12 protein-coding genes are annotated in these 11,507 nt (G+C 66.6%); 11 read left to right on the top strand and 1 reads right to left on the bottom strand.

The window, feature by feature from the left end; translation table 11 throughout:
* Positions 1–98 precede the first annotated feature (98 nt).
* The gene (gene map, locus B1A74_RS11830; RefSeq protein WP_024329412.1) at positions 99–884 is read right to left on the bottom strand and encodes a type I methionyl aminopeptidase; all 786 of its coding nucleotides are present in this window, start codon (positions 882–884) and stop codon (positions 99–101) included.
* A gap of 213 nt (positions 885–1,097) precedes the next feature.
* Here map and rpsB point away from each other — a divergent pair, with 213 nt between their 5' ends.
* From rpsB to B1A74_RS14090, 11 genes are all read left to right on the top strand, one after another.
* A complete protein-coding gene (gene rpsB, locus B1A74_RS11825; protein ID WP_077244746.1) occupies positions 1,098–1,862 on the top strand; it encodes a 30S ribosomal protein S2 in 765 nt (254 codons plus the stop codon).
* A gap of 63 nt (positions 1,863–1,925) precedes the next feature.
* Complete coding sequence (tsf, locus tag B1A74_RS11820; protein ID WP_018947796.1) at positions 1,926–2,795, top strand: translation elongation factor Ts; 870 nt, start codon at positions 1,926–1,928, stop codon at positions 2,793–2,795.
* Between the two features lie 104 nt (positions 2,796–2,899).
* Positions 2,900–3,634, top strand: a complete 735-nt coding sequence (gene pyrH, locus B1A74_RS11815; protein WP_018947797.1) for a UMP kinase — start codon at positions 2,900–2,902, stop codon at positions 3,632–3,634.
* Positions 3,631–4,188 (top strand): ribosome recycling factor, encoded by a 558-nt coding sequence (frr, locus tag B1A74_RS11810; RefSeq protein ID WP_077244745.1) that lies wholly within the window; start codon positions 3,631–3,633, stop codon positions 4,186–4,188. The genes pyrH and frr overlap by 4 nt, the downstream gene beginning before the upstream one ends.
* 12 nt (positions 4,189–4,200) lie before the next feature.
* Entirely contained in the window at positions 4,201–4,953 is a 753-nt protein-coding gene (uppS, locus tag B1A74_RS11805) for a polyprenyl diphosphate synthase (RefSeq protein ID WP_077244744.1), read from the top strand.
* Positions 4,946–5,773 (top strand): phosphatidate cytidylyltransferase, encoded by an 828-nt coding sequence (locus B1A74_RS11800; RefSeq protein ID WP_077244743.1) that lies wholly within the window; start codon positions 4,946–4,948, stop codon positions 5,771–5,773. Before uppS ends, B1A74_RS11800 begins: the two co-directional genes overlap by 8 nt.
* Before the next feature lie 40 nt (positions 5,774–5,813).
* On the top strand, positions 5,814–7,016 hold the full coding sequence (gene ispC, locus B1A74_RS11795) for a 1-deoxy-D-xylulose-5-phosphate reductoisomerase (RefSeq protein ID WP_077244742.1): 1,203 nt from the start codon (positions 5,814–5,816) through the stop codon (positions 7,014–7,016).
* A complete protein-coding gene (gene rseP, locus B1A74_RS11790; RefSeq protein ID WP_077244741.1) occupies positions 7,013–8,377 on the top strand; it encodes an RIP metalloprotease RseP in 1,365 nt (454 codons plus the stop codon). Before ispC ends, rseP begins: the two co-directional genes overlap by 4 nt.
* 39 nt (positions 8,378–8,416) lie before the next feature.
* Complete coding sequence (gene bamA, locus B1A74_RS11785; RefSeq protein ID WP_077244740.1) at positions 8,417–10,750, top strand: outer membrane protein assembly factor BamA; 2,334 nt, start codon at positions 8,417–8,419, stop codon at positions 10,748–10,750.
* Positions 10,751–10,805: 55 nt separating this feature from the next.
* A complete protein-coding gene (locus tag B1A74_RS11780) occupies positions 10,806–11,321 on the top strand; it encodes an OmpH/Skp family outer membrane protein (RefSeq protein WP_018947804.1) in 516 nt (171 codons plus the stop codon).
* Complete coding sequence (locus B1A74_RS14090; protein ID WP_244269213.1) at positions 11,314–11,475, top strand: hypothetical protein; 162 nt, start codon at positions 11,314–11,316, stop codon at positions 11,473–11,475. Before B1A74_RS11780 ends, B1A74_RS14090 begins: the two co-directional genes overlap by 8 nt.
* Positions 11,476–11,507 lie beyond the last annotated feature (32 nt).

Below are 11,507 nucleotides of genomic sequence, written 5' to 3'. Positions count from 1 at the left end.
CGGGGTGGCGGCTGAGCTCCTGGTAGTCCGCGCTGCTGTCAGTCAGGGCAGGTTCCGTGTTGGCCATGCGCGCCTCCGGGGCGGTGTCGGGACGGATGTCAGGCCGCCGCTTCCTGCGGCGGGGTCTCATCCTTGCGCAGGGTCAGGATCTCGTAGCCGTCGTCGGTCACCAGCAGGGTGTGCTCCCACTGGGCCGAGGGGCTGCGGTCCTTGGTGACCGCGGTCCAGCCGTCGGCCAGCACTTTGGTGTGGCGCTTGCCCGCGTTGACCATGGGTTCGATGGTGAAGCACATGCCGGCTTCCAGCACCATGCCGGTACCGGGCTTGCCGTAGTGCAGCACCTGCGGGTCCTCGTGGAAGCCGCGTCCGATGCCGTGGCCGCAGAACTCGCGCACCACCGAGCAGCGCTGCTTTTCGGCGTAGGTCTGGATGGCGTGGCCGATGTCGCCCAGGGTCGCGCCGGGGCGCACCTGCTGGATGCCCAGGTACATCCCGGTGCGGGCGACGTCGATCACCCGCTGCGCCTGGATGCTCGGCTTGCCGACCGTGAACATGCGGCTGGTGTCGCCGTGGAACCCGTCCTTGATCACCGTGACGTCGATGTTGACGATGTCGCCGTTCTTGAGTGTGCGATCCCCGGGGATCCCGTGGCAGACCACGTGGTTGACCGAGGTGCACACGGACTTGGGGAACCCCCGGTAATTCAGTGGCGCGGGGGTCGCCTCCTGCTCGTTGACGATATAGTCATGGCAGATCCGGTCGAGCTCGCCGGTGGTGACGCCGGGGGCGACATGGGGCTCGATCATCTCCAGCACTTCGGCGGCCAGACGGCCCGCCACGCGCATGTACTCGATTTCTTCCGGGGTCTTGATGGTGACGGACATGGGGTCTCCGGACGCGGCATGACGGGCCGCGCGTGCTTGGTTCGAATAAGCGTTCTATGCTATAAAGCGCGCGCTTCGCTGGCAATTCAGCGGAGACTCGCAACCTTAATCCACACACGTATCGACACGGTCTGTCGGGTGCTGGTTCGCACAAGCGGATCGGTTTCAGGCCGGGATGCGTGGAGGCCCAACCCGTACAACAGGAGAACACTCATGTCCCTCGTGACCATGCGTCAGATGCTGGAGGCCGGCGTCCACTTCGGCCACCAGACCCGTTACTGGCATCCCAAGATGGCGCCGTACATCTTTGGCGAGCGCAACAAGATTCACATCATCAACCTGGAGAAGACCCTGCCGATGTTCAACGACGCGTTGAACTTTCTTGGCAAGGTTGCGGCCGATGGTGGCCAGATCCTGTTCGTCGGTACCAAGCGCTCCGCCCGCGATGTGGTCGCCGAAGAAGCCCGCCGCGCCGGCATGCCGCACGTGACCCACCGCTGGCTGGGCGGGATGCTGACCAACTTCAGCACCGTGAAGCAGTCGATCAAGCGTCTCAAGGATCTCGAGACCATGGACACCGACGGCTCCTTCGACGTGCTGAACAAGCGCGAGGCGCTGTCCCGCCGCCGCGAGAAGGACAAGCTGGACCGCGGTCTGGGCGGCATCAAGGACATGAACCGCATGCCGGATGCCATGTTCGTGATCGACGTCGGCTACGAGCGCATCGCGGTCAACGAGGCGAAGAAGCGTGGTATCCCGGTGGTCGCCGTGGTCGATTCGAACAACCCGCCGGACGGCGTGGACTACGTGATCCCGGGCAACGATGACGCGATGCGCGCGATCCAGCTGTACGTTGCCGCGATCGCCGACACCATCGTCGAGGCCAAGGGCACGATGACCACTGCCGCCGGCGAAGAGGCGTTCGGCCAGGCCGAAACGGCCGAAGGTGCCGAGGCTTCGGCCGCCGACCAGGCTTGATGAAACCGGCCGGCCGCGATCCGCGCGGCCGGCTCCGCAAGAATTCTTCAGGAGTTGATTCCGATGGCAATCAGTGCTGCCCAGGTTAAGGAACTGCGCGAACGTACCGGCGCAGGCATGATGGAATGCAAGAAGGCCCTCACCGAGGTGGACGGTGATCTCGAGGCCGCCGTGGAAGCCATGCGCAAGTCGGGCATGGCCAAGGCCGACAAGAAGGCCGACCGCGTGGCGGCCGAAGGTCGCGTGGAGATCGTCAGCGAGGGCAACCGCGCGGTGATCGTGGAGGTCAACTGCGAGACCGACTTCGTCGGCAACGACGACAACTTCCGTGCGTTCGCCACGCGCTGCGCGCAGACCGCGCTGAACACCGAGGCCACCGACGTGGATGGCCTGATGAACGAAGAAGTCGAGGGCGAGAAGCTGGAAGAGCATCGCACCCAGCTGGTGGCCAAGGTCGGCGAGAACGTGCAGGTCCGCCGTTTCGAGCGCCTCAACGCCGAGGGTTCGCTGGGCGCCTACCAGCATGGCGCGCGCATCGGCGTGCTGGTGGCCCTGGACAAGGCCGACGACGAGCTGGCGAAGCACATCGCCATGCACATCGCGGCCCAGCAGCCGGTGTGCGTGGACGAGGACGAAGTCCCGACCGAGATGCTCGACAAGGAACGCGCAATGTTCAAGGCCCAGGCCGAGGAATCCGGCAAGCCGGAGAACATCATCGAAAAGATGATCGAAGGCCGCATCCGCAAGTACCTCGGCGAGATCACCCTGGTGGGTCAGGCGTTCGTGATGAACCCGGACCAGACCGTGGGCGATCTGCTCAAGGAGAAGGGCGCGAAGGTCACCGGCTTCGTGCGTTACGAAGTGGGCGAGGGTATCGAGAAGAAGAGCGAGAACTTCGCCGAGGAAGTGATGGCGCAGGCCCGCGGGGCCTGAGCCGGCCGGGCCGGATCCTGCGGGGTCCGGCCTGCCCGTAACAAGCAGCATTTCAGGATTAAGACCACTCCGACCCCGTCAGCCAGCCCGAGAAAAGGAACCCGATGAGCCAGGACACGCAGCCCGCCTACCGACGCATCCTGCTGAAGCTGAGCGGGGAGGCCCTGCTGGGGGAACATCATTACGGTGTCGATCCGGCGGTGCTGTCGCAGGTGGCCGAAGAGGTCTGCGAACTCTCGCGGCGCGGGGTCGAGGTGGGTATCGTCATCGGGGGCGGCAATATTTTTCGTGGCGCCGGGCTGGCCGAAGGCGGCGTGGACCGGGTGACCGGCGACCACATGGGCATGCTGGCCACGGTGATCAATGCCCTGGCCCTTCAGGACGCGATCGAGCGGGCCGGGCGCTTCTGCCGGGTGATGTCGGCCATCCGCATCAACCAGGTCTGCGAGGATTACATCCGCCGGCGCGCGGTGCGGCACCTTGAAAAGGGCCGGGTGGTGGTGTTTGCCGCCGGCACCGGGAACCCGTTCTTCACCACCGATTCCGCGGCCAGTCTGCGGGCGATCGAGATCAATGCCGATCTGATGATCAAGGCCACCAAGGTGGACGGAGTGTACGATGCGGATCCGTTCACACAGACGGACGCACGGCGTTTCGACAGGCTCACCTACGACGATGCGCTGGAGCGGCGTCTGGGGGTGATGGACACTACCGCGCTGGTGATGTGCCGCGACAACGAGCTGCCGATACGAGTCATGAACATGTTTGCGAAGGGGGACCTGCAGCGCCTGGTGATGGGCGAGTCGGTGGGAACCCTGGTCGAGGGGTCCAGGCAATGACAGATGCGACGATCAAGGATGCGCGCGAGCGCATGGACAAGACGCTGGAATCTCTGCGCTCGGAGCTGGGCAAGATCCGCACCGGGCGCGCGCACCCCAGCCTTCTGGATCACGTGCACGTGGAGTATTACGGCACCGAGGTGCCGATCAACCAGGTGGCCAACGTGAATGCCGAGGATGCCCGCACGCTGGCGGTGCAGCCCTACGAGAAGGACATGATCGGCAAGATCGAAAAGGCCATCATGACCTCCGATCTGGGGCTCAACCCGTCGTCCCAGGGGATGGTGATCCGCGTGCCGCTGCCGGCGCTGACCGAGGAACGGCGGCGCGAGCTGGTCAAGGTGGTCAAGTCGGAGGCCGAAGGGGCGCGCGTGGCCGTGCGCAACATCCGGCGTGACGCCAACAATACCTTCAAGCAGCAGGTGAAGGACAAGGCGATCTCCGAGGACGACGAAAAGCGCGCCCAGGACGAGATCCAGAAGCTGACGGATGATCACATCGCGCGCATCGACAAGATGCTCGCCGACAAGGAAAACGAGCTGATGGAGGTCTGACGGCCTCCGATCATGCCGGATCCGCACCCGAACATGAGTGCCGAAGCCGTGCTGCCCGCCCATGTGGCGGTGATCATGGACGGTAATGGCCGCTGGGCCGAGGCGCGGGGTGAGCCGCGGGCTGCCGGGCACCGCGAAGGTCTCGGCGCCACGCGCGAGGCCGTGCGTTATTTTGGTGAACAGGGGATCACCGCACTGACCCTGTTTGCGTTCAGCAGTGAAAACTGGCGCCGCCCGCGGGAAGAAGTGGAGGCCCTGTTCGAGCTTTTTGTCTCCGCCATCGAGGGCGAACTCCCGGAACTGCTGGAGCGCGGCGTGAAACTGCGCTTCATCGGCGAGCGCGCGCGTTTCCCCGAGGAGCTGCAGCAACGCATGCAGGAAGCCGAGCGCCGGACCGCTGATAACCGGGGGCTGGAACTGGTGATTGCGCTGGGATACGGCGGGCGCTGGGACATGCAGCAGGCGGCGCTGCGCTGGGCGCGCGAGCAGGGTGATGCCGCACGCAGCGACGACGAGGCCGGTCTGGAACGCTACCTCAGTACCGCAGGCCTGCCCGACGTGGATCTGCTGATCCGTACCGGCGGCGAGCAGCGGATCAGCAATTTTCTGCTGTGGCAGGCGGCCTACGCGGAACTGCTGTTCATCGACACCCTGTGGCCGGACATGACCCGTGAGGATTTCGCCGCCGCGCTGGAATGGTATGCCGGCCGTCAGCGCCGTTTCGGGGGCGTTCCGGGGACGCAGGGCGAGACGGTGGATGCTTAAGCAGCGCGTGATCACGGCCAGTGCGCTGGGACTTCCGGCGCTGGCGCTGATTGCCTGGGGCCCGGCGTGGGCGGTGCTGATCCTGGTCGCCGCGACCCTGGGCCTGGCGGCCTGGGAGTGGGGCGTTCTGGCGCGGCTTCGGGGTGCCGCAATGCTGGTGCCCTGGACCGTGCTGGCGGTGGCCGGGATCGCACTGCCGACGCTGGCCGGCAGTGCGCACCTGGAGCTGACGGGGGTGATCCTCGGGGTGGCGCTGTGGGCGGCAGCGGCTTTTGCACTGCCGTTCTATCACGCGGATACCGCGTCGGAGTCGCTCTGGCGACCCTTACTGCGCGTCAGTGGCCTGTTGATGGTCATGGCGGCAGGGGTCGCCATTCTCGCGCTGCACCGAATCGAGCCGCTGCTGGTGGTCTATCTGATCGTGATGATCGGGCTGGCGGATACCGGGGCCTATTTCGCGGGTCGGCGCTTCGGACGTACTGCGATGGCGCCCGAGATCAGTCCCGGGAAGACCCGCGAGGGCCTGATGGGGGGCATGGGCCTGGTATTCGTGTTCGCGGTGATCGTGGCCGTGGCCGCCGACCTGGATCCGATGGAGGCCCTCCCGTTCGTGCTGCTGTCCATGGTGACGGGGCTGATCTCCGTGGTGGGCGATCTGTTCGAAAGCATTCTCAAGCGCCGGGCCGGGGCCAAGGACAGCGGTTCCTTGCTGCCGGGGCACGGCGGTATTCTGGATCGCGTGGACAGCCATCTTGCGGCCGCGCCAGTGCTGGCGGGCGGGTTGTACTGGCTGCAGCTGTGGCCGGTGCCCGCCACCTGAACGTGCCAGGGCATAACGCCCCGACCTCCGGGAGCATTCCATGAACAAGCAACAGATCACCATCCTTGGCTCCACCGGTTCCATCGGACTCAGCACCCTGGACGTGGTGGCGCGGCAGCCGGAACGCTTCTCGGTCTACGCGCTGACCGCATATCGCAATGTCGAGCGGATGGAGGCGCAATGCCTGCAGTATCGCCCGCGAGTGGCGGTGATGGGGGAACCGGAGGCGGCGGAGAGCCTGCGCGACCGACTGGCCGCGGCCGGCTGCGAGACCAAGGTGCGGGGCGGTATGGAGGCACTGGTCGAGGTCTGTCGCGCGCCCGAGGTGGATGCGGTGATGGCGGCGATCGTCGGTGCCGCGGGCCTGCTGCCGACCCTGGCGGCGGCGGAGCACGGCAAGCGGGTGCTGCTGGCCAACAAGGAAGCGCTGGTGATGTCGGGTGCGCTGCTGATGGATGCGGTCGGGCGCTCGGGGGCGCGGCTGCTGCCGATCGATTCGGAACACAACGCGATCTTCCAGTGCCTGCCCAATGGCTACACCTGCGCCGACCCGGTAAGCCCGCACGGGGCCAGCCGGATCTGGCTGACGGCCTCCGGCGGGCCGTTTCGCGAGCGCTCGCTGGAGACCTTTGGCGAGATCACCCCGGACGAGGCCTGCGCTCACCCGAACTGGGACATGGGCCGCAAGATCTCGGTCGACTCGGCCACGATGATGAACAAGGGGCTGGAGCTGGTCGAGGCCTGCTGGCTGTTCGCGGTGCCGCCGTCGAGTATCCAGGTGGTGCTGCATCCGCAGAGTATCGTGCACTCGATGGTGGCGTATGAAGACGGTTCGGTGCTGGCGCAGATGGGCAACCCCGACATGCGCACGCCGATCGCCCATGCGCTGGCCTGGCCGGAACGCATGTCCTCCGGTGTACAGGCACTGGACCTGCTCAGCATGGGGGCGCTGGAATTCTCCGAGCCCTGCGAGACCCGTTATCCGGCCCTGCGCCTGGCGCAGCGCGCGCTGGAGAAGGGCGGCACGGCCACCGCGGTGCTGAACGCCGCCAACGAGGTCGCGGTGGATGCCTTCCTCGCGGGCGAGCTGGCCTTTGACGCGATCCCGGCCCTGATCGAGGCGACCCTGGAGGGGGTGGAGGCGGAACCCGCGGGCACGCTGGAAGTCGTACTGGGTGCCGACGCGCGGGCGAGAGCGCACGCGCGGGACTGGCTGGACATGCGGAGGCGTGAAGCGGTGTGACGGGATTTCTGACCAGTCTGCTGGCCTTTGTCGTGGCGATCGGGGTGCTCGTCACGGTGCACGAGTACGGCCATTTTCTGGCGGCCCGCCTGATGGGGGTGAAGGTCCTGCGTTTTTCCGTGGGCTTCGGACGGCCGTTGTGGTCGCGGCGTTTCGGAAGTGATCGGACCGAATTCGCGATCGCCTCCATCCCCCTGGGCGGCTATGTGAAGATGCTCGACGGTCGCGAGGGCGAGGTGCCGCCGGGCGAGGAACACCGGGCGTTCGATCGCCAGGGACTGGGGGCGAGGACCTTCGTCGTGTCCGCCGGCCCTGCGGCGAACTTCCTGCTGGCGATCGCGGTGTTCGCGGTGATGTTCATGATCGGCGTGGGTGGCGTGCGCCCGGTGGTGGGCGAGATCACCCCGGGATCGCCGGCCGCGGAAGCGGGCCTGGAGCGCGGCGAGGAGATCGTGCGCATTGCCGGGCGCGAGGTCGGGGACTGGGAACAGGCCAATCTGCGGCTGCTTGACCACGCGGTGCGTGGTGATACGGTGCCGCTGGTGGTTCGCGATGCCGACGGCCGCGAGGTCGAACGCCGTCTGGATCTGTCGGCCCGCGCGGAGCTTCTGGGCGAGGGCCAGTTCCTTGATCGCCTGGGCGTGGCGCCGTTCCGGCCGCAGCTGGGGGCCGTGATCGGCCAGGTCGAATCCGGCTCGCCGGCCGATCGCGCCGGGCTGCAGACCGGGGACCGGGTGGTCGCGATGAACGGCGACAGCGTCGCCGGCTGGAATGCCTGGGTCGAGCGGATCCGGGCCAGCGCCGGGAGCGAGCTGTCCGTCACGCTGGAACGTGACGGGACGCGGCGACAGGTGACGCTGACCCCCGAGCCGGTGGAGGCCGAAGAGGGTACCATCGGGCGGATCGGGGCCGGCGTGGATCCGGATCAGCCGGCGATGCGCGAGCTGAGCGTGATCGTGCGCCAGGGGCCGGTGGAAGCCATCGGCTCCGGTGCGGTGCGGACCTGGGAGGTCACGACCCTGACCCTCGGGATCCTCTGGCGCATGGTGACCGGCGAGGCCTCGGTCAAAAATATCAGCGGACCGGTTACCATAGCCGAGTTTGCCGGCACGTCCGCGGTCATCGGGATATCTGCCTTCCTCGGGTTTCTCGGGATCGTCAGCGTGTCGCTGGGGATTATCAATCTGCTGCCCATACCGATGCTCGACGGCGGGCACCTGCTGTACTACGCGGCGGAAGCCGTGAAGGGCAGCCCGGTGTCGGAAAAGACCCAGATCGTGGGCCAGCAGATCGGGTTGCTGATGATCGCGGCATTGATGATCCTCGCCTTCTACAACGACTTGACACGGTTGTTCGGCTGACCGGAAACGGTACCGGACGCCCTCCACTTGGCGGACAGCATGGCGCGACAAAGCTTGAAAGGATGGGCCCTGCTCGGCCTGGTGACCCTCGCGGGGCCGGCCTGGGGGCAGGCCTATCAGATCGAGGACATCGAGATCGAAGGGCTGGAACGTATTACCGCGGGGACGGCCCTGAGCTATCTTCCGGTGGAGGTGGGGGACACCTTCGACGACAGCCAGACGCCGGAAGTGATCCGCGAGCTGTTCCGCACCGGCTTCTTCGACGACGTGGAGCTCGCCCGCCGCGGCGACGTGCTGGTGGTGATCGTTTCCGAACGGCCGGCGATCAACGAGATCCGCTTCTCCGGGAACAACGACATCCCCGACGAGGCGCTGGAGGAGGCGCTGGAATCGGTGGGCCTGCGCAGCGGGCGGGTGTTCAACCGTACCCTGCTGGAGCGCATCGAGAACGAGATCCGCGAACAGTATTTCGCCCGCGGACGCTACAACGTGCGGATCGACGTCGACATCGTCGATCTTGCGCGCAACCGGGTGGATGTCGACATCGACATTACGGAAGGGCCGCAGGCGAAGATCCGTGGCGTGAACCTGGTCGGCAACCAGGCGTTCGATGACGGTGACCTCAAGGGTGATTTCGAATCGGGGGTCCCGCGCTGGTGGCAGTTCTTCTCCAGCCGCGACGACTATTCCCGGGAGAAGCTCTCCGGCGACCTCGAGACCCTGCGCTCGCACTACCTGGATTCCGGCTTTCTCGAGTTCGACGTGGATTCCACCCAGGTCACGCTGTCGCCCAATCGCGAAGACCTGTTCATTACCATCAACGTGGACGAGGGCGAGCCCTACACCCTGACGGGGACCTCGCTGGCCGGTGACTTCGTGATTCCGGAGGAGGAACTGGAGAGCCTGATCGAGGTGGATCTGGGCGCGCCGTTCTCGCGCAGCCAGGTCACCGAGTCGGCGGAGCGCATGGCGGAACGCCTGGAGCGCGAGGGTTATGCCTTTGCCAACGTCAATCCGGTGCCGGATGTCGACGAGGACAACCGCGAAGTCACGGTGACGTTCTTCGTGGACCCCGGCCCCCGGGTGTACGTACGGCGGATCAACATCTCCGGCAACGAGAACACCCAGGAGAGCGTCTACCGCCGCGAGCTGCGGCAGATGGAGTCGTCCTGGTACAACGGGGCGCTGATCGAGCGCTCGCGGATCCGCCTGCAGCGCCTGCCGTTCGTTGCCAGCGCGAACGTGGAGACGCGGCGGGTGCCGGGCTCGGACGACGAGGTCGATCTCGACATCAGCGTGACGGAACGCCAGTCCGGCGCGCTGTCGATCGGCGCCGGGTATTCGCAGAACCAGGGGCTGTTGCTGTCCGGCTCGATCTCGCAGGACAACTTCCTCGGCACCGGCAACCGGTTTTCCACGGAGATCAGTACCTCCGACGTGAACCGGGTGTTCCGCATGGACCTGACCAATCCGCATTACACGCCGGCCGGGGCCAGCCGCGGGTTCTCGGTGTTCTACCGCGAGGTGGACGCCGAAGCGGCGAACATCTCGCGCTATTCCACCGACCGCTACGGCTTCAACGTGACCTACGGGATCCCGCTGTCGGAGGTGGATCGGGTGCGCATCCGGCCGGGATTCGAGCACATCGAGGTCAATACCGTGGACCACACCGGCGGACGCACGGGTACGCCGGAGGAAATCCGTGACGAACTGGACGAGTTCGGCGACACGGCCAACCTGGTCAAGCTGGAAACCAGCTACATCCACGACACCCGCGACTCCACCACCTTCGCCAGCGAGGGCCGGCGGCACCGGATCGGGATGGAGCTGGCGATTCCCGGCAGCGATCGCGAGTTCTACAAGCTGACCTATTCCGGCGAGGAGCTGTTCCGCCTGAGCGAGCGCTTCAGCTTCTCCGTTTCCGGCGGCATCGGTTACGGCGACGGGTTCGGCAGCGACGAACTGCCGTTCTTCGAACGGTTCTTTGCCGGCGGGATCCAGTCGGTGCGCGGCTACGAGGCCAACCGTCTGGGTGACCTGCGGCCGCTGCGCAACGGGCAGCCGGCCACGCGCGACAGCAACGATGATCCCTATGGCGGGCGCCTGCGGACCACGGTGTCCGGCGAGCTGTTCTTCCCGGCCCCGTTCGCCGCGGATAACGATGCGATCCGCATGAGTACCTTCGTGGACGCCGGCAACGTGTTCAACGAGCCGGGCGATTTCGACGTGGGCGAGCTGCGCGCGGCGGCGGGACTGGCGCTGACCTGGTTCTCGCCGGTGGGGCCGCTGAGCTTCAGTGTGGCCGAGCCGCTGAACGACGAGCCCGGTGACGATACTCAGAGTTTCCAGTTCCAGCTGGGAGCGGGTTTCTGAGAGCGGCGGACACGGCAGCAACAATCACGGGGGCGGCAATGCCCCGGGAGGCGGCATGAAGGCCTGGATAACGGCCGGTATCGGGGTCGCGCTGGTGGTGGCGGGCTGGACGGCAGTGCCCGCGATTGCCGGGGCGCAGACCGTGGGGTATGTGACCATGAACCGGATCCTCGAGGATTCGCCGCAAGCGGAACAGGCGATGCGCGAGCTGGAGGAGGAATTCTCCCCGCGCGATTCCGAGCTGGTGGCCGAACGTGAGGAACTGCAGCGGCTGCGCGATCGCCTGGAGCGCGAGGGCGACATGATGGATCCGTCCGAACGGGCCGCGCTGGAACGCGAGTTCTCGGCGCGTTCGCGCGAATTCCGGCGCGCCCAGGAGAGCTTTTCCGAAGACCTCAACGTGCGTCGCAACGAGGAACTGTCGCGCCTGCAGCGGCGCATCAACGACGCGATCGCCGAGCTGGCGCGCGAGCGCGACATTGACGTGATCCTGACCGAGCGCAACGTGCTCTACGCCTCGGATCGCGTGGACATCACCGACGACGTGCTGGCCGCGATGCAGCGTGAGTGATCCGGACGGCATCGAGACCGCGGCCCTGGCGCGTCGGGTCGGGGGCGAGCTGGAGGGCGACGGTGCGCGGCGTATCCGCGGACTGGCCTCCCCGGCGCGCGAATCCGCCAGCCCGTCCGGCAATGCATCGGCGCGCACCACGAATGCCAGCTGATCCGGTGCCGCACGCGCCGGGGAGGCCAGTCC

Source organism: Thioalkalivibrio halophilus (genome assembly GCF_001995255.1).
In the GTDB taxonomy this organism is placed as follows: domain Bacteria; phylum Pseudomonadota; class Gammaproteobacteria; order Ectothiorhodospirales; family Ectothiorhodospiraceae; genus Thioalkalivibrio; species Thioalkalivibrio halophilus.
The sequence above is the reverse complement of the archived record's forward strand: the minus strand, read 5'-3'. Positions and strand labels throughout refer to the sequence as shown.

Bases quoted from the DNA above. Each gene is read 5' to 3' on its own strand.
- frr (WP_077244745.1), top strand. From the start codon at position 3,631: ATGACAGATGCGACGATCAAGGATGCGCGCGAGCGCATGGACAAGACG.
- map (WP_024329412.1), bottom strand. From the start codon at position 884: ATGTCCGTCACCATCAAGACCCCGGAAGAAATCGAGTACATGCGCGTG.
- rpsB (WP_077244746.1), top strand. From the start codon at position 1,098: ATGTCCCTCGTGACCATGCGTCAGATGCTGGAGGCCGGCGTCCACTTC.
- tsf (WP_018947796.1), top strand. From the start codon at position 1,926: ATGGCAATCAGTGCTGCCCAGGTTAAGGAACTGCGCGAACGTACCGGC.
- B1A74_RS11780 (WP_018947804.1), top strand. From the start codon at position 10,806: ATGAAGGCCTGGATAACGGCCGGTATCGGGGTCGCGCTGGTGGTGGCG.
- ispC (WP_077244742.1), top strand. From the start codon at position 5,814: ATGAACAAGCAACAGATCACCATCCTTGGCTCCACCGGTTCCATCGGA.
- B1A74_RS11800 (WP_077244743.1), top strand. From the start codon at position 4,946: ATGCTTAAGCAGCGCGTGATCACGGCCAGTGCGCTGGGACTTCCGGCG.
- bamA (WP_077244740.1), top strand. From the start codon at position 8,417: ATGGCGCGACAAAGCTTGAAAGGATGGGCCCTGCTCGGCCTGGTGACC.
- uppS (WP_077244744.1), top strand. From the start codon at position 4,201: ATGCCGGATCCGCACCCGAACATGAGTGCCGAAGCCGTGCTGCCCGCC.
- pyrH (WP_018947797.1), top strand. From the start codon at position 2,900: ATGAGCCAGGACACGCAGCCCGCCTACCGACGCATCCTGCTGAAGCTG.